The following is a 16,770-nucleotide window of genomic DNA, read 5'->3' on the forward strand; positions in this document are numbered from 1 at the left end:
TTATAGGCCTTTGTCACTCACTTGTCATTCCCTCATTCGTAGCGTTGTGTCCCGCATGTCCCATTCAGATCAGAGCCAGCGTTTCCTTTTCGACGATACCGACGTGCGCGGCGAGATGGTCGATCTCGAGCGTAGCTACAGCGAAGTGCTGGCCAAACATCCCTATCCGGAACCGGTCGCGCAACTGCTCGGGGAGATGCTCGCGGCGGCCTCGCTGCTCTGCGGCACGCTCAAGTTCGACGGCCTGCTGGTATTGCAGGCGCGCTCCAGCGGCGCGGTTCCGCTGTTGATGGTGGAGTGTTCCAGCGACCGCCAGGTGCGTGGCCTGGCCCGCTATTCGGCGGAGTCCATCGGCGCCGACGCCGGCATGCAGGAGCTGATGCCCGAAGGCGTGCTGACCCTCACCGTGGACCCGGTCAAGGGCCAGCGCTACCAGGGGATCGTCGCCCTGGAGGGGGTGAACCTGGCGGAATGCCTGTCCAACTACTTCGCCAGCTCGGAACAGCTGCCGACCCGTTTCTGGCTCAACGCCAACGGCCGCCGCGCCCGCGGCCTGCTGCTGCAGCAGCTTCCCGCCGACCGCCTGAAGGACCCCGAGGCCCGCGAGGCCAGTTGGCAGCACCTGACCACCCTGGCCGACACGCTGACCGCCGAAGAGCTGCTGGCGCTGGACAACGAGACCGTCCTGCACCGCCTCTACCACGAGGAAACCGTGCGCCTGTTCGAGCCGCAACCGCTGGTCTTCCATTGCAGTTGCTCGCGGGAACGTTCGGCCAACGCCCTGGTCAGTCTCGGGCAGGCCGACTGCGAGCGGCTGCTCGAGGAGGAAGAAGGCTCGATCACCATCGACTGCCAGTTCTGCAACCAGCGCTACCTGTTCGACGCCTCCGACGTCGCCCAGTTGTTCGCTGGCGCTGGCAGCCAGGGGCCTTCCGAGACCCGCCACTGACGATTTTTCATCCAGCGGGCTTTTCTGGCATAATCCCGCCACTTTTTTCCTGTAGTGAGTTTTTTGAAGCGCTACGAAGTTTGGAGGACTCGGCCTCTGGCCGACGGGGAACCACATGACGCAAGCCAACAACGCCGTGTACACCGATATCAGCGCCGCCCAACTGGTAGAAGAAGCCATTCGCCGCGGTGAGGGCGAACTGGCCGCCAACGGCTCGCTGGTCGTACGCACCGGCCATCGCACCGGCCGTTCGCCGGTCGACCGTTTCATCGTCGAAGAGCCGAGCACCAAGGACGCGATCGCCTGGGGCAACATCAACCGTCCGTTCCCGGCCGACAAGTTCGATGCGCTGTGGGCCCGCGTGGAAGCGTTCAACAACGCCCAGGACCATTTCGTTTCCCATGTTCATGTAGGTTCCGCCGAGGCTTACTACCTGCCGGTGAAGATGACCACCGCTACCGCCTGGCAGAATCTGTTCGGCCGTTGCCTGTTCATCGAGCCGGAGCAGTACAACCCGGCCGGCAAGGACGAGTGGCAGGTCCTCAATGTCGCCAACTTCGAATGCGTGCCCGAGCGCGACGGCACCAACTCCGACGGTTGCGTGATCCTCAATTTCGCCCAGAAGAAAGTGCTGATCGCAGGCATGCGCTATGCCGGCGAGATGAAGAAAGCCATGTTCTCCGTGCAGAACTTCCTGCTGCCCGAGCGCGACGTGCTGCCGATGCACTGCGCTGCCAACATCGGCGAAGCGGGCGATGTGACCTTGTTCTTCGGCCTGTCCGGCACCGGCAAGACCACCCTGTCCGCCGATGAAAGCCGTTACCTGATCGGTGACGACGAGCACGGCTGGGGCGAGGGCGTGGTGTTCAACGTCGAAGGCGGTTGCTATGCCAAGTGCATCGACCTGTCCGAGAAGAACGAGCCGGTCATCTGGAAAGCCATCAAGTTCGGCGCCGTGCTGGAGAACGTGGTTCTCGACGAAGAGCGTGTGCCCGACTACGCCGACGACAGCCTGACCCAGAACAGCCGCGCCGCCTACCCGCTGGAGCACGTCGAGAAGCGTTCGGAGAAGAACCTCGGCGGCGAGCCCAACGCGGTGATCTTCCTGACCTGCGACCTGACCGGCGTACTGCCGCCGGTATCGATCCTGAACAACGAGCAGGCGGCCTACCACTTCCTGTCCGGCTACACCGCGCTGGTCGGCTCCACCGAGATGGGTTCCGGCGGCGGCATCAAGTCGACCTTCTCCACCTGCTTCGGTGCTCCTTTCTTCCCGCGTCCGGCCGGCGTCTATGCCGAGCTGCTGATCAAGCGCATCAAGGCCTTCGGCTCCAAGGTCTACCTGGTCAACACTGGCTGGACCGGCGGTGGCTACGGCGTCGGCAAGCGCTTCAACATCCCGACCACCCGTGGCGTGATCGCGGCGATCCAGAGCGGCGCGCTGATCGGCGCGGAAACCGAGCACCTGGATATCATCAACCTGGACGTGCCGAAGGCCGTTCCGGGCGTCGAGACCAATCTGCTCAACCCGCGCAACACCTGGGCCGACAAGGCTGCCTACGACGAGGCGGCGAAGGGCCTGGCCAAGCAGTTCATCGAAAACTTCAAGAAATTCGAGGTTTCCGATGCGATCAAGGCCGCCGGCCCGCAGCTGTAAGCACGTTTCGGCACCATGAAAAAACCGCCTTCGGGCGGTTTTTTCATGGGCGAACGTCAGGGGTAGGTGACGGTGATCAGGTAGTTGCCGGAGCGGCGACCGCTTCCGGCCAGCTCATAGCGCGCCGAGAAATCCCGTTCACCGATGACCGTATCGCTGGGTTGCAAGTGGCGCACCTCGCCGGTCTTCATCGAACGGATGCTGACATCCGCGGTGCGCGCCTGCATGGGACAGCCACTGAGGTGGAAACTGCCCTTGCTTTCGTCTTGGCGGGGAGCGCTCATCGAGCATGGTGGCTCGACAATGGCGCCGGTGAAGCGGATGACGCCGCTGATGCTGCCGGGGGCGGCGAACAGGTTGCTGGAAGTTCCTACAAGAAGACCGAACAAAGCCAGTTGGCCCATCCTGTTCATGAGCTTACTCCTACGTGAGTTCATCCTTATTTTTCTGCGTTCGTGCGTCCCGGGAGGGGCCCTCTCCCAGGCGCTGGCATTGGAGTGGAATATAGGACAATTCCTTAGGAAAATTCCTTCCTAGGAATAGTCCTAGTCTTAATTCTGTAAGTAGCTGCTGTGGGGCTGCGTCGGATTTATTGAAGTCTGGTTTATCTTCTCGCCAATGCTCTAGAGTGGGCGCCCCTTTGTTCCCTCGCAGTGGATTTCCCCCATGCATATCGAAGACGCCGTTCGGAGTCGCCGTGCCATCAAGGGCTACGACTCATCCTTCAGCCTGACTCGCGAAGAGAAGGACCATCTCCTGGACCTGGCACTGCATGCGCCTTCCGCCTTCAACCTGCAACACGTGCGGCTGGTCGAGGTCAGCGATCCGCAATTGCGCACGCAGTTGCGTGAAGTGGCCTGGGACCAGGCGCAGGTCACCGACGCGGCGATGCTGGTGGTGGTGTGCGCCCAGCTCGACAGTTGGGAGCGCAACGCGCAGCGGGTCTGGGACGGTGCTCCCGAGGCGGTACAGGCGTTCATGGCAGGCGCCATCGACACCTACTACCGCGGCAAGCCCCAGGTACAGCGCGACGAAGCCATGCGCAGTTGCGGCCTGCTGGCGCAGACCCTGATGCTGGTCGCCCGCGGCCAGGGCCTGGATTCGTGTCCGATGGATGGTTTCGACTTCGATGCCGTGGCCCGGCTGATCAACCTGCCGGACAACCATGTGATCGGCCTGATGGTCGCGGTCGGGAAAAAGGCCGTTGAACCCTGGCCGCGCAGCGGCAAGCTGCCGCGGGAAGAACTGGTCATCCGCGACCGCTTCTGACTGCCCGGATTCCCCTAGTCCGGTCCGGCGGCCCCGACCTGGCGGATCTGTTCGACCAGCCATTGCAGGGCGATGTCGCGTTCGCGCTGGGCCAGAAACACCAGTTCCAGGTGGAACGGGCCGAGGTCGAACGGCAGGTCGAACGATTGCAGGGGCAGCAATCGTTCGAAGTAGTGCGCCAGTTGTCGCGGCAGGACGCCGACCAGGTCGCTGTACGCGGCGATGTGCGCTGCCTGCAGGTAGTTCGGTGTGGTGTAGGCCACTTGCCGCTTGAGCCCCTGGCTGCCCAGCCACTGGTCGACCATCCCCTTGGTCTGCCCGCCGTGCACCCACAGGTGCTGTAGCTCCAGAAAGGTGGCCAGGTCGGGAGCCTGCGCCAGCAGCGGGTGCTGACGTCGGGCGACCAGTTGCAGGGTCTCGCTGGCCCAATGGCGGCGCTGGAAGCGCGCCGGGACGTTTTCGAAGCGGCCTAGCACCAGGTCCAGTTCGCCTTTGTCCAGCGCCTCGGCCGGCAAGGTCGGGGTCAGGTGCTGGATGGCGATGGAGATTCCCGGCGCCCGCTCACTCAGGCGGCGCATCAGGGCGGGCATGCAGATCAGTTCGACGTAGTCGGTCACCGCTACGGTGAAGCGCTGCCGGCTGCGCCCGGGATCGAAGCCCTCGCCGTCGCCCAGGCTCTGTTCGATCTGCCGCAGCGCCGCGCGGATCGGCGCTTCCAGCGCCAGCGCCCGGGGCGTCGGCTGCATCGCACGACCGGCGCGGACCAGCAGCGGGTCGTCGAGCAGCTCGCGCAGGCGGTTCAGTGCATTGCTCACTGCCGGCTGGCTCAGCGCCAGGCGCTCCGCCGCGCGCGAGACGTTGCGTTCGCGCAGCAGGGCGTCGAGGACGCGTAGCAGGTTGAGGTCGAAGGTTTGGATATTCATTGCCTGAATTCCAGCTATCACAAGACTAAATTTCAAAAATAGTACGACCTTCCCCTAAGGTAGTGGTCGCTTTTTGTGCGGTCGGACTGCCCCAGGTTTCATCCACCGTTCCTCCTGCGCTCGCTACAACGAGGACAAGACCATGAGCCAGAACTTTTCCTTCCGCCAGGCCGCGGTGATCGGCGCCGGCACCATGGGTCGCGGTATCGTCATGTGCCTGGCCAACGCCGGTCTCGACGTGCAGTGGCTGGACAGCAACCCGCAGATGCTCAACCAGGCGCTCGGCGCCGTGGCCGACACCTACGCGCACAACGTGCGTCAGGGGCGCATCGGCGAAGAGGAAGCGGCCGCGCGCCGCGCCCGCATCACGCCGGTCCAGCACCTCGCCGCGATGCGCGAGGCGGACCTGGTGATCGAGGCGGTCTACGAGAACCTGGAACTCAAGCAATCGATCTTCCGCGAGCTGGACGCGGCGCTGAAGCCCTCCGCGGTGCTGGCCAGCAATACTTCCTACCTGGACATCGACGCCATCGCCGCGGTCACCGCGCGTCCGGGTCAGGTGCTCGGCCTGCACTTCTTCAGCCCGGCCCACATCATGCGGCTGCTGGAGATCGTGCGCGGCGCGCAGACCGCGCCGGCGGTGCTGGAGGCGGCCCTGGCGCTGGGCGAGCGGATGGGCAAGGTCAGCGTGGTGGCCGGCAACTGCCACGGCTTCATCGGCAACCGCATGCTCGAACCCTACGCCACCGAGGCCCGCCTGATGCTGCTGGAAGGCGCCCTGCCGTACCAGGTGGACCGGGCTCTCCAGGCGTTCGGTTTCGCCATGGGGCCGTTCCGCATGTACGACGTGGTCGGTATCGACCTGGAGTGGCGCGCCCGCGAGTTGGCCGGGGTCGGCCAGGACCAGCCGGCCGTGCAGGTGGACAACCGCCTTTGCGAGCTGGGCCGCTTCGGCCAGAAGAGCGGTGCCGGTTACTACCGCTACGCGCCGGGCAGCCGCCAGGCGGAGCACGATACCGAGGTGGATGCCCTGGTGCTCCGGGTCGCCGAGACGCTGGGCTACCCGCGGCGCGATTTCGCCGACGAGGAAATCCTCGAGCGTTGCCTGCTGGCGCTGGTCAACGAGGGCGCGAAGATCCTCGACGAGGGTATCGCCGCCCGTAGCGCCGACATCGACACTGTCTACCTGAACGGCTACGGCTTCCCCGCCGCGGAGGGCGGTCCCATGGCCTGGGCCGATCGCCTCGGCGTGGCCGAGCTGCTGCAACGCCTGCGTTTCCTCGAACAGCGCCACGGCGCGCGCTGGAAGCCGGCGTCCCTGGTCGAGCGCCTGGCCGCCGAGGGCGGAGCCTTCGCCGACCTGCAGGAGGTGCGCTGAGATGGATTACCAGGCCCCCTTGCGCGACATGCGCTTCGTTCTCCATGAACTGTTCGATGTCGGCGCGCATTGCGAACTGCTGGGCAACGGCATCGATCGCGAACTGATCGACGGCGTGCTCGAGGAAGGCGCGCGCTACACCGGCCAGGTGGTGGCGCCGCTCAATCGCAACAGCGACGAGGAAGGCGCGAAGCTGAAGGATGGCGTGGTGACCACCCCCACCGGCTTTCGCGAAGCCTACCGGCAGTACAGCGAGAACGGCTGGGCGAGCATGACCGGACCCACCGAGTACGGCGGCCAGGGCTTCCCGCAGATGGTCTCCGCGTGCTTCCACGAGATGCTGATGGCCGCCAGCCTGTCCTTCCGCGTCTATTCGGGGCTGACCGAGGGCGCCGTGCTGGCCCTGTACAAGCATGGCGACGAGGCGTTGCGGCGCGACTACCTGGCCAAGCTGGTGAGCGGCGAATGGGCCGGCACCATGTGCCTGACCGAACCCCAGGCCGGCACCGACCTCGCCCTCCTGCGCACCCGCGCCGAGGCGCAGGCCGACGGCAGCTACGCGATCAGCGGCAGCAAGATCTTCATCAGCGGTGGCGAGCAGGACCTCACCGAGAACATCGTCCACCTGGTGCTGGCGCGCCTGGCGGACGCGCCGGCCGGGGTGAAGGGCATCAGTCTGTTCCTGGTGCCGAAGTTCGTCGCCAATCCCGATGGCTCCCTGGGCGAGCGCAACAGCCTGGGGTGCGGCGCCATCGAGCACAAGATGGGGATCAAGGGCGCTTCCACCTGCGTGATGAACTTCGACGGCGCCAGGGGCTGGCTGCTGGGCCAGGCGAACCAGGGCCTGGCCTGCATGTTCACGATGATGAACGATGCGCGCTTCCAGGTCGGCCTGCAGGGCCTGGGTATCGCCGAACGGGCCTTCCAGGGCGCCCTCGGCTACGCCCGCGAGCGCCTGCAGTCGCGCGCCCTGGTCGGCCCGCAGGCACCGGACAAGGCCGCCGACCCGATCATCGTGCACCCCGACGTACGGCGCATGCTGCTGACCCAGAAGACCCTGGTCGAAGGCTGCCGCATGCTGGCGGCCTGCTGTGCACGCCAGCTCGACCTGGAACACGGCCATCCGGATGCCGACGGCCGGCGCGCGGCGACGCGCCGTGCAGCGCTGCTGATCCCCATCGTCAAGGCCTTCCTTACCGATGTCGGCCAGGAAGTCGCCAGCCTCGGCGTACAGGTCTATGGCGGTCACGGCTTCATCCGCGAATGGGGCATGGAGCAATTGATGCGCGACAGTCGCATCACCCAGATCTACGAAGGCACCAATGGCATCCAGGCGCTCGATCTGGTCCGCCGCAAGCTGCTCGGCGACCAGGGCGGCGAACTGCTGGCGCTGCAAGGCGAACTGGCGGCGGCCAGCGAGGCGCTGCAAGGGCGTGCTGCGCTGGCGCCGCTGGTCGAGCCGGTGCTGCAACGCCTGGAGGAGTGGCGGCAGCTCACCGGCCAGGTACTCGAGGCCTGCGCCCGCGATCCCCAGGAGATCGGCGCCACTTCCGTGGACTTCCTCCAGTACAGCGCCTACGTATTGCTCGCGGCCCTCTGGTTGCAAGCCGCTGCACGAGCCCAGGAAGCGCTGGACGGCGGCTCCGGCGAGGGCGATTTCTATCGGGCCAAGCTGCGCAGCGCCGATTTCTACCTGCGGCGCATCCTGCCGCGGGCGAGCATGCACCGCGAAGCCTTGCTCGGCGGCGCCGACTGCCTGATGGCCCTGCCCGAGGAGCATTTCTCGTTCTGACGGGCGTCTCGCCCAGGGAGACCGATATGCAAGCTTTCAGTTTCGCCACTACCGCGCAGATCCTCTGCGAGGTCGGCTCCGCCATCCGCCTGGCTGAACTCTGCCGCGAGCGAAGGGCGCGCCGCGTGTTGATCGTGACCGACCCGGGGATCACCCGGCTCGGCTTGCTGGATGCGATCCTGCCCGGCTTCCCGCGCCTGGGCCTGGCCGTCGAGGTGTACGACCAGGTGCTCGCCGATCCGCCTGAATCGGTGGTCGAGGCCGCGCTCGGGCGGGCGCGGGCCATGGCTGCCGAGCTGGTGGTCGGTTTCGGCGGTGGCAGTTCCATGGACGTGGCCAAGCTGGTCGCGCTGCTCGCCCATCCAGAGGCAGGGCAGGGGCTCGGCGAGGTCTTCGGGGTCGGCAACGCACGCGGGCCGCGCCTGCCGCTGATCCAGGTGCCGACCACCGCCGGGACCGGCTCCGAGGTGACGCCGATCGCCATCGTCACCACTGGCGAGACCACCAAGATGGGTGTGGTCTCGCCCTACCTGCTGCCCGATCTGGCGCTGCTCGATGCCGACCTGACCCTCGGGCTGCCGCCGGCGGTCACCGCGGCGACCGGTATCGACGCGATGGTGCATGCGATCGAGAGCTATACCAGCAAGCTGAAGAAGAACCCGCTGTCCGACCTGCTGGCGCGGGAGGCGTTGCGCTTGCTGGCGGCCAACCTGGAACGCGCGGTAGGCGACGGCGGCGACCGCGAGGCGCGCCAGGCCATGCTGCTGGGCGCCTGCCTGGCCGGGCAGGCCTTCGCCAATGCGCCGGTGGCGGCGGTACATGCCCTGGCCTATCCGCTGGGAGGGCATTTCCACATTCCCCACGGCCTGAGCAACGCGCTGGTGTTACCGGAGGTGATCCGTTTCAACGCTCCCGCTGCCGCTGGACTCTATGCCGAGCTGGCGCCGCTGCTGCTGGGCGACCGCTTGCGTCCGGGCGATCGCGACGCGCTTACCGCGCAGCTGATCGACGAACTGGCCCAGCTCAGTCCGCGCAACGGCCTGCCGAGCCGCTTGCGCGACGCCGGGGTGGACGAGGCGATGCTGCCGCGCCTGGCCGCCGACGCGATGCTCCAGCAGCGTCTGCTGGTCAACAACCCACGCGAGGTCGGCGAGGCGGACGCCCTGGCGATCTATCGCGCGGCATACTGAATCCCTTCTACGAGGACCGGGCATGGCGACCGCCCCGCGACCGCTGCGCGAGCAGTACCTTCATTTCCAGCCGATCACCACGCGCTGGCACGACAACGACATCTACGGACACGTGAACAACGTGACCTACTATGCGTTCTTCGACACGGCGGTGAATACCTACCTGATCGAGCGCGGCGGCCTGGATATCCAGGGCGGCGAAGTGATCGGCCTGGTGGTCAGTTCCAGTTGCGACTATTTCGCGCCGGTGGCCTTCCCCCAGCGGATCGAGATGGGCCTGCGGGTGGCGCGCCTGGGCAACAGCTCGGTGCAGTACGAACTGGCCTTGTTCCTCGAAGGGGAGCGGGAGGCCTGCGCGGCCGGGCGTTTCGTGCATGTCTTCGTGGAGCGCCGAAGCAGCCGCCCGGTGGCCATTCCGCAGGGACTACGCGATGCGCTGGCCGCGCTTCAGAGCGCGGCCCAGTGACAGAGATCGCCCGCCGCCCGTGACAGGGCGATGGCGTGCAGCTCGTCCAGGCGATCGTCGCGTACCTGCCGTTGCAGCGCCTGGTTGAGCCTCGGCCGGCAGTCGTCGACGCGCAGTTCGGCGAGCGCCGGGGCGTAGCCGCGCAGCAGCTCCAGGTTGAGCTGATTGAGGCGGCTGCGGATGCGCTCCAGGTCGACCGCCTGGCCAGCGTCCGGTAGCGGCCGGCTGAGCAGGCGGTACTGGACCAGCTTGTTCGCCTCGATCTGCGCGGCGAACAGCAGGCGCACCTGCTCGGCGCCGACCCCGTGGCTCCCGGCTTGTCCGGCGAGCATCTGCAACTGTTGTTCTTCCCGCGGGCTGTCCTGTACCGCCTTGCCCGACTGGGCCTTGCTCTGGGCTACCTGATCGGCTAGTTGCAAACGCTGGCTGCTCAGGCTCAACAGTTGCTGGAGAGCCGGTGACAGCGGCTGGGCCTGGAGCAACGGGCCTTGCAGGAGCAGGAGGGCAAGCAGGCCCCAACTGGCGAACGACGGGCGCATCTGGAAATCTCGATTGAATTGATGCCGGGCACGCTAGCAAAGCGAGCCCGGTGCGACAATCCATGACATGGCGTGAGGCGATGAGGAAGCGCTGGATGGGACATTTCTGATTGAACGTTTGCAGTCTCGACGCTGGAGCAATGTTCTGTGACCATCCCTCCACACCATTTCATTCACCAAAGGGGCCGGTTTGCCCCTGCTATGACTGGCAAGGACGCGGAACATGGGTTTCCTGATACTCTCCCGCCGAGAAGGCGAAGGCATCACCCTGTCCCTCAAGGCCGACTACCCGGCGGAGGAACTGATTCGGCAATTGCGCGAAGGCGGCATCCGGATCCTGGTCACCGATATCATCGGCAACCAGGCCCGGGTCGGGATCGAGGCGCCGCGTGGCGTCCTGATCGTTCGCGACGAGTTGAAGACGGCACCGAAAGGCTGACGAACGGTAGAAAGTAAAAGCCCCGCGGTCGCGGGGCTTTTCCACATCGGCTTCGGCAAGCATGCCGATCAACGATGCTTGTGCTTGCGGTGTTTCTTGCCGCGGTGACCGCTGTCGTTGTCCTTGCCCAGGTTGTTACCGACCGCGCCACCCGCAGCACCCCCTAGGCCCGCACCGATGGTCGCGCCGGTGCTGCCGCCCAGCTTGTTGCCGATCACCGAACCGCCGGCCGCGCCGAGCCCGCCACCCAGGGCTGCTTCGGTCTTGCGCCCGTCCTTGGCGGTCATCGCGCCGCCGGCCGCGCCACCTAGGCCGGCACCTATGGCCGCACCGGTGCTACCGCCGATGGCGTTGCCCACGACGTTGCCCAGGGCGCCGCCCACGCCGCCGCCCACGGCGGTCTTGGTGGAGTCGCCGGCGAACGCGGCTTGTGCGCCCAGCAGGCCGAACGCGATTACCAGGAGAGATTTACGCATCGTGCGTGCCTCATCGTTGAATCAGGAGGGAAATACGGTCGTTCGCACAAAGGCCGGACCATCAGGCCCGGCCTTTGCGTCGTGGGGAGCGGAGGAATCAGTCGTCGTAGTAGCGACGATGATGCTTATGGCGCTTCCACTTCTTGTACCGGCCATAGTGATGGCCGTTGTCATGCCGGTAATAGCCATCGCGATAGCCGGCGCGGCGGTAGTAGCGACGGTCGCGGTAGTCGTCATCGTCGTCGTAGCGGCGGTTGCCGTCGCCATAATGGTTGCCCAGCGCGCCGCCGCCGGCGCCGCCGAGGGCCGCGCCGATCAGGCCACCGGTGCTGCCACCGATCTGCCGGCCGATGACGTTACCGCCTGCGGCACCGAGGCCGCCGCCGATCGCCGCTTCGGTCTTGTTACCGCGTCCGGCGCCGACTGCACCGCCCGCAGCGCCACCGATGCCGCTACCGATCGCGGCGCCAGTGCTGCCGCCGACCGCATCGCCGACGACCGAACCCAACACCCCGCCCAAGGCGCCGCCGATGGCCGCGCGGGTGTTGTCGCCTGCGAAGGCGGTACCACCGACCAGACTCAGGGACAACAGGAGTATCGAGGAATACTTCATAGAGAGTTTCTCTCTGTGGGGATGACGGCTGCGATGCTGGGGTTGGCCCAAACCGCTGACAAGCGTCAGCCGACGATTGGTAGAACAAACTCGAAATATTCCAAGTGCTTGTTTTTTATGGGGAACTTTCTTCGGCGGAGGCGGTCTTAAACCGAATGCGAAACGCGATTTCAGGGTCGAAATCGGTATTTTTGCTGGCGGGATGCTGGCCATTCTAACGCCGACGAGCGGCCTGCCTTCAAGGCCTTTCATCGACTTTTTCCTTAAGACGCCGCCTCCTGTTGCAGGAGGCGGCGTTTTTCGTGGGCTTCAGATAATGCGCCCGTCGCCCGTGGCCTTTTCCAGGCGTACCGCGATGAACTTCGAAGTCGGCGTATGGCTGCCGACGCCGACGCTCTCCAGCGGCACCAGGGGATTGGTTTCCGGGTAGTAGGCGGCTGCCTGGCCGGCCGGGATGTCGAAGGCGAGCAGGGTGAAGCGGCGTACCCGGCGTTCGATGCCATCGCTCCACAGCGAGACCAGGTCGACCTTGTCGCCCGGCTGGTAGCCCAGGCGGCGGATATCCGCCTCGTTGGCGAATACCACTTCGCGCTGGCCCTTCACTCCGCGATAGCGATCGTCCAGGCCGTAGATGGTGGTGTTGTACTGGTCATGGGAGCGCAGGGTCTGCAGGATCAGGTCGGGTTCGAGGCCACTGTCGCGCACCTGTGCCGGCAACAGGTCGCGGGGCAGCGGGTTGGCGACGAAGTTGGCCTTGCCGCTGGCGGTGTTCCAGCGCCGTTCTCCGGCGGCGTTGCCGAGGTAGAAGCCGCCGGGATGCCGGACGCGGCGGTTGAAGTCGGCGAAACCGGGGATGGTGTCGGCGATCAGCTCGCGGATGCGCTCGTAGTTGGCGATCAGCGCGTCCCAGTCCACCGGATGGTTGCCCAGGGTTGCCTTGGCGATGCCGGCGATGATCGCCGGCTCCGAACGCATCTGCTGCGAGAGCGGCTCCAGTTGCCCGTAGGACGCGTGGATCATGCTGAACGAGTCTTCCACCGTGACCGCCTGCGGGCCTTCGGCCTGGCGGTCGATGTCGGTGCGCCCCAGGCAGGGCAGGATCAGTGCGTCGCGGCCGGTGGTCAGGTGGCTGCGGTTGAGCTTGGTGCTGATGTGCACGGTCAGGTCGCATGACGCCAGGGCGGCGTGGGTGCGCAGACTGTCCGGGGTGGCCTGGGCGAAATTGCCGCCCAGGCCGATGAAGACCTTCGACTTGCCGGCGAGCATCGCGGCGATCGCCTCGACGGCGTTGTGCCCGTTGTGGCGTGGCACTTCGAAGCCGAAGCGCCGTTCCAGTGCGTCGAGCAGCGCCGCCGGCGGCCGCTCGTTGATGCCCATGGTGCGGTCGCCCTGCACGTTGCTGTGGCCGCGGACCGGGCAGAGACCGGCGCCCGGGCGGCCCAGGTTGCCGCGCAGGAGTTGCAGGTTGACGATTTCCTGGATGATCGCCACCGAATGATGGTGCTGGGTGATGCCCATCGCCCAGCAGACGATGACCCTGTTCGCCCGCCGGTACATCCGCGCAGCCTGCTCGATTTCCGCCAGGCTCAGCCCGGACTGGCGCTCCAGGTGTTCCCAGGGGGTGGCATCCAGTTCGGCCAGGTAGGCCTCGAGGCCGTCGGTGTGCTCGGCGATGAAGGCGTGGTCGAATACCGGCTCGCCGCCCTCGGCCTGGGCGTCGCGCTCCCAGGCGAGGAGGAACTTGGCGATCCCGCGGATCGCCGCCATGTCGCCGCCCAGTGCCGGACGGAAGAACGCGGTGTTCAGCGGCGAGGACCCGTTGGTCAGCATTTCCAGCGCATTCTGCGGATGCTGGAAGCGCTCCAGGCCGCGCTCCTTGAGAGGGTTGAAGCAGACCACCTGGGCGCCGCGCTTCACTGCTTCGCGCAGCGGCTCGAGCATGCGCGGGTGGTTGGTGCCGGGGTTCTGCCCAAGGATGAAGATCGCGTCGGCGTGTTCGAAGTCGTCGAAGGTCACGCTGCCCTTGCCGACCCCGACGCTGCGGCCCAGTGCCACGCCGCTGGCCTCGTGGCACATGTTCGAGCAGTCGGGGAAGTTGTTGGTGCCGAACGCGCGGACGAACAACTGGTAGAGGTAGGCCGCCTCGTTGCTGGCCCGCCCGGAGGTATAGAACTCCGCCTGGTCGGGGCTATCCAGGCGTCGCAGGTGCTCGGCGACCAGGGCGAAGGCGGCGTCCCAGGTGATCGGCTGGTAGTGGTCGCTGAGCGGGTCGTAGCGCATCGGTCCGGTGAGGCGGCCCTGGTATTCCAGCCAGTAGTCGCTCTGTTCGCGCAGGGCGCTGACGCTGTAACGGGCGAAGAACGCCGTGTCGACGCGGCGCTTGGTGGCTTCCCAGTTGACTGCCTTGGCACCGTTCTCGCAGAACTTCACCCGGCCGTCTTCCGGCGAGTCGCCCCAGGCGCAGCCGGGGCAGTCGAAACCGCCGTTCTGGTTGGTCTTGAGCAGGGCGCGGAGGTTCTTGAACGGCTGTTTGCTGTCCAGCCAGAAGTGCGCCACGCTGCGCAGCGCGCCCCAGCCGGCGGCGGCACCGGCGTAGGGCTTGTAGCGGGGTTGGAGAGGTTGCAGGCTCATGACGGACTCACTCGGTTGCGGCCGGCGCCGGGCTGTAGACCCGCGGGGCACTGTGATGGGGCTGGTGGATCAGGTTCAGCTGGTGGCGGCGCGCCCATTGCACGGTCAGGGCGGTTGGCGCGGAGAGGCTGACCAGGGTGCCGATCCCGGCGCGTACGGCCTTGTGGATAAGCTCCAGGCTGCAGCGGCTGGTGACCACGGCGAAGCCCTGCGCAGCGTCCAGTCCCTGTCCATGCAGGGCGCCGATCAGCTTGTCGAGGGCGTTGTGGCGGCCGATGTCCTCGCGACACAGGCGCAGCTCGCCATGCCCGTCGAAATACAGCGCGGCATGCAGGGCGCCGCTATGGCGCGCCAGTCGCTGGGCCTGCTCGATACGCTGGCGCAGGGCGCCGAGATGGGCGGCGGGAGGCAGCGCCTGCGACGACCGCTCCGGCAGTTGCGGCAGCGCCTGCTCCAGGGCTTCGACGCCGCACAGGCCGCAGCCTGACGTGCCGGCCAGTTGCCGGCGCTGGCGCTTGAGGTTCCAGAATGCGCGGCTGCTGATCTCGACCTCGGCGTGGAGGGATTCGCCCTGGCCGCTGACGCGGATTTCATAGATTTCGTCGATGGCCTGTACGAAGCCACTGCTGAGGCTGAAGCCGCGGACGAAATCCTCGATGTCCTCGGGCGAGGCCATCATCACCGCCTGGTTCAGTCCGTTGTAACTGATCGCCAGGGCACACTCGGCGGCAAGGGAGGCCTGGCCGATCTGCTGCGGCAGGTGCAGGTCGGCGTAGCGGTAAACGTCGGGAACGGCGGAAGGCGCCCAGGTATCGGCGGATACCGGGCATGCAGGCTGGCAAGGCATGGGCTGGGCCCTATCGTTCTAGGTGTGGAGCCAGCCTAGGCCTGTCGCGGAGCGGCGTCTAATCGGTTGTGCCGATACCCTGATCGACAGGGTCTATCAAGCCGGCGGGCGCCAGCCAGGTCCGGGCCTCCTCGAAGCAGGCTTCGGCCAGCGCCGAGCGCGGTTGTCCGCTGCGAATGATCAGGCCGAGCGCTGCCAGGGTATGGGCGTCCTTGATGGGGACCAGGCGCAACTCGTCGTCGACTTCGCTGCCCAACGGCATGATCGCGCAGCACAAGCCACGCTGCACCGCCTGCAGCAGTTGCTGCACCGAGTCGGTTTCCAGGCGCGCGATGGGGCTCAGCCCGCGGCTGCGGAAGTTGTGGTCGATGGATTGGCGGAAGTGCATGCCCGCCGAGAGCAGGCCCAGCGGCAGGCCAGCCAGCGCATCCCAGTTCAGCAGCGCGGCGTCGAGCGGGAAATGGCTGGGGTGATGGAGCAGGCCCATGCGGGTCTCCGCCAGTTCGATGCCCTCGAAATGGCTGCGGTCCAGACGGTCCAGATAAGAGACGCCGAGATCGAACTGGTTGCGCGCCAGGCCTTCGAGTACCTGTTCCGAACTCAGGGAATAGAGCTGGAAACGCAACTCCGGGTGGCGCCCGGCCATGTGCTGGACCAGGCGCATCGGGTCGAAGCTGGCCAGCGGCACCACACCCAGGCGCAAGGTCCCGACCAGTTGCCCGCGGCAGGCGGCGGCTTCCGCGTACAGCCCTTCCTGGGCCGCCAGCAGGCTGCGTGCCCAGGCCAGTACGCGCTCGCCGGCCTCGGTGAAGCCTTCGAAGCGCTGGCTGCGTCGCACCAGTTCCAGGCCGAGTTCTTCCTCCAGGCTGCGCAGGCGCATGGACAGGGTCGGCTGGGTGACGTGGCAGCGTGCGGCGGCCTGGCCGAAGTGGCGGGTTTCGTCGAGGGCGCAGAGGAATTTCAGTTGCTTGATGTCCATCGGCGCTTCCGTGGCGGGGGTGTCGCCGAATCTTAACGCGAATGGGCGCAGTGTTATGGGGTGGCGAAGGAGGCTAGGGATATTTCGCCGGTTTTTGCAGTCTAGACTTGGCTAGTCGCGGATCGGGATTGCGCCGGCCGCTTGCAACCGTAACCGTAAAGGGAGAACCAAAGATGGGTATTTTCGCGTTCGTGAAGGAAGCCGGTGAAAAGCTGTGGGATACGCTGACGGGGCATGAGGCACAGGCGGCCGAGTCGCTGAAGGAGCACGTCGCCAAGGTCGGCCTGGGCAACCCGAACATCCAGGTTTCGGTGGAAGGCGACAAGGTCATCGCCTCGGGCGAGGTGGCCAGCCAGGAGGAGAAAGAGAAGATCCTGCTGGCGCTGGGCAACGTCGCCGGCGTCTCCTCGGTGGAAGACAAGATCACCGTGGCCCAGGCCGCTCCGGAGGCGCGCTTCGTCACCGTGAAGAAAGGCGACACCCTGAGCGCCATCGCCAAGGCCGAATACGGCAATGCCAACGCCTACATGAAGATCTTCGAGGCCAACAAGCCGATGCTCAGCCATCCGGACAAGATCTACCCCGGCCAGGTCCTGCGCATTCCCGAGTGATCCCGGCGTTT

Annotated in this window: 17 protein-coding genes; 9 read left to right on the forward strand and 8 right to left on the reverse strand. The window is 66.2% G+C overall.

Features of this window, described 5'->3' with window-relative positions; genetic code table 11:
* Positions 1–55 precede the first annotated feature (55 nt).
* Both hslO and LT948_RS25855 read left to right on the forward strand, forming a co-directional pair.
* Positions 56–949 (forward strand): Hsp33 family molecular chaperone HslO, encoded by an 894-nt coding sequence (gene hslO, locus LT948_RS25850; RefSeq protein WP_003109983.1) that lies wholly within the window; start codon positions 56–58, stop codon positions 947–949.
* Between the two features lie 115 nt (positions 950–1,064).
* Positions 1,065–2,606 carry a phosphoenolpyruvate carboxykinase gene (locus LT948_RS25855; RefSeq protein ID WP_003096242.1) on the forward strand — a complete coding sequence of 514 codons (1,542 nt, stop codon included), beginning with the start codon at positions 1,065–1,067 and terminating at the stop codon, positions 2,604–2,606.
* Positions 2,607–2,662: 56 nt separating this feature from the next.
* On the opposite strand, the gene LT948_RS25860 is transcribed toward LT948_RS25855, so the two are convergent.
* Positions 2,663–3,019, reverse strand: a complete 357-nt coding sequence (locus LT948_RS25860) for a hypothetical protein (RefSeq protein WP_003109981.1) — start codon at positions 3,017–3,019, stop codon at positions 2,663–2,665.
* A 253-nt stretch (positions 3,020–3,272) separates the two neighbouring features.
* On the opposite strand from LT948_RS25860, the gene LT948_RS25865 reads away from it, so the two are divergent.
* Positions 3,273–3,875 carry a nitroreductase family protein gene (locus tag LT948_RS25865; protein WP_003136000.1) on the forward strand — a complete coding sequence of 201 codons (603 nt, stop codon included), beginning with the start codon at positions 3,273–3,275 and terminating at the stop codon, positions 3,873–3,875.
* 14 nt (positions 3,876–3,889) lie between these two features.
* Here LT948_RS25865 and LT948_RS25870 read toward each other — a convergent pair whose 3' ends face one another.
* Positions 3,890–4,798, reverse strand: coding sequence for a LysR family transcriptional regulator (locus LT948_RS25870; protein ID WP_003096239.1), 909 nt, complete (start codon positions 4,796–4,798; stop codon positions 3,890–3,892).
* Between the two features lie 142 nt (positions 4,799–4,940).
* Between LT948_RS25870 and LT948_RS25875 the strand changes: the two genes are divergently transcribed.
* Genes LT948_RS25875 through LT948_RS25890 form a run of 4 tightly spaced genes read left to right on the forward strand, consistent with a single transcriptional unit; the run spans position 4,941 to position 9,624 of the window.
* The gene (locus LT948_RS25875) at positions 4,941–6,176 is read left to right on the forward strand and encodes a 3-hydroxyacyl-CoA dehydrogenase (RefSeq protein ID WP_003135998.1); all 1,236 of its coding nucleotides are present in this window, start codon (positions 4,941–4,943) and stop codon (positions 6,174–6,176) included.
* A 1-nt stretch (position 6,177) separates the two neighbouring features.
* Positions 6,178–7,968, forward strand: coding sequence for an acyl-CoA dehydrogenase C-terminal domain-containing protein (locus LT948_RS25880; RefSeq protein WP_003141910.1), 1,791 nt, complete (start codon positions 6,178–6,180; stop codon positions 7,966–7,968).
* Positions 7,969–7,994: 26 nt separating this feature from the next.
* Entirely contained in the window at positions 7,995–9,158 is a 1,164-nt protein-coding gene (locus tag LT948_RS25885) for an iron-containing alcohol dehydrogenase (protein ID WP_009314468.1), read from the forward strand.
* Positions 9,159–9,180: 22 nt separating this feature from the next.
* A complete protein-coding gene (locus LT948_RS25890; protein WP_003141906.1) occupies positions 9,181–9,624 on the forward strand; it encodes an acyl-CoA thioesterase in 444 nt (147 codons plus the stop codon).
* On the opposite strand, the gene LT948_RS25895 is transcribed toward LT948_RS25890, so the two are convergent.
* A complete protein-coding gene (locus LT948_RS25895) occupies positions 9,606–10,163 on the reverse strand; it encodes a chorismate mutase (protein ID WP_003118024.1) in 558 nt (185 codons plus the stop codon). The genes LT948_RS25890 and LT948_RS25895 overlap by 19 nt on opposite strands.
* A 223-nt stretch (positions 10,164–10,386) precedes the next feature.
* On the opposite strand from LT948_RS25895, the gene LT948_RS25900 reads away from it, so the two are divergent.
* Positions 10,387–10,602 (forward strand): carbon storage regulator, encoded by a 216-nt coding sequence (locus LT948_RS25900; protein WP_003096222.1) that lies wholly within the window; start codon positions 10,387–10,389, stop codon positions 10,600–10,602.
* Positions 10,603–10,670: 68 nt separating this feature from the next.
* On the opposite strand, the gene LT948_RS25905 is transcribed toward LT948_RS25900, so the two are convergent.
* The 5 genes from LT948_RS25905 to LT948_RS25925 all read right to left on the reverse strand — a co-directional run bounded on the left by LT948_RS25905 (position 10,671) and on the right by LT948_RS25925 (position 16,148).
* Complete coding sequence (locus LT948_RS25905; protein WP_003096219.1) at positions 10,671–11,078, reverse strand: glycine zipper domain-containing protein; 408 nt, start codon at positions 11,076–11,078, stop codon at positions 10,671–10,673.
* Between the two features lie 97 nt (positions 11,079–11,175).
* Positions 11,176–11,691 (reverse strand): hypothetical protein, encoded by a 516-nt coding sequence (locus LT948_RS25910; RefSeq protein ID WP_003096217.1) that lies wholly within the window; start codon positions 11,689–11,691, stop codon positions 11,176–11,178.
* Positions 11,692–12,000: 309 nt separating this feature from the next.
* Positions 12,001–14,322, reverse strand: a complete 2,322-nt coding sequence (locus LT948_RS25915; protein WP_033937898.1) for an FdhF/YdeP family oxidoreductase — start codon at positions 14,320–14,322, stop codon at positions 12,001–12,003.
* 7 nt (positions 14,323–14,329) lie between these two features.
* Positions 14,330–15,169: a formate dehydrogenase accessory sulfurtransferase FdhD gene (fdhD, locus tag LT948_RS25920; RefSeq protein WP_003135991.1), complete on the reverse strand. Its 840-nt coding sequence runs from the start codon at positions 15,167–15,169 to the stop codon at positions 14,330–14,332.
* Between the two features lie 58 nt (positions 15,170–15,227).
* Positions 15,228–16,148, reverse strand: a complete 921-nt coding sequence (locus LT948_RS25925; protein ID WP_033961833.1) for a LysR family transcriptional regulator — start codon at positions 16,146–16,148, stop codon at positions 15,228–15,230.
* Positions 16,149–16,321: 173 nt separating this feature from the next.
* Here LT948_RS25925 and lysM point away from each other — a divergent pair, with 173 nt between their 5' ends.
* Complete coding sequence (gene lysM / locus LT948_RS25930; RefSeq protein ID WP_003096210.1) at positions 16,322–16,759, forward strand: peptidoglycan-binding protein LysM; 438 nt, start codon at positions 16,322–16,324, stop codon at positions 16,757–16,759.
* The last annotated feature ends 11 nt before the right edge of the window (positions 16,760–16,770 follow it).

Source organism: Pseudomonas sp. CP-1 (assembly GCF_021213715.1).
Taxonomy (GTDB): Bacteria; Pseudomonadota; Gammaproteobacteria; order Pseudomonadales; family Pseudomonadaceae; genus Pseudomonas; species Pseudomonas aeruginosa.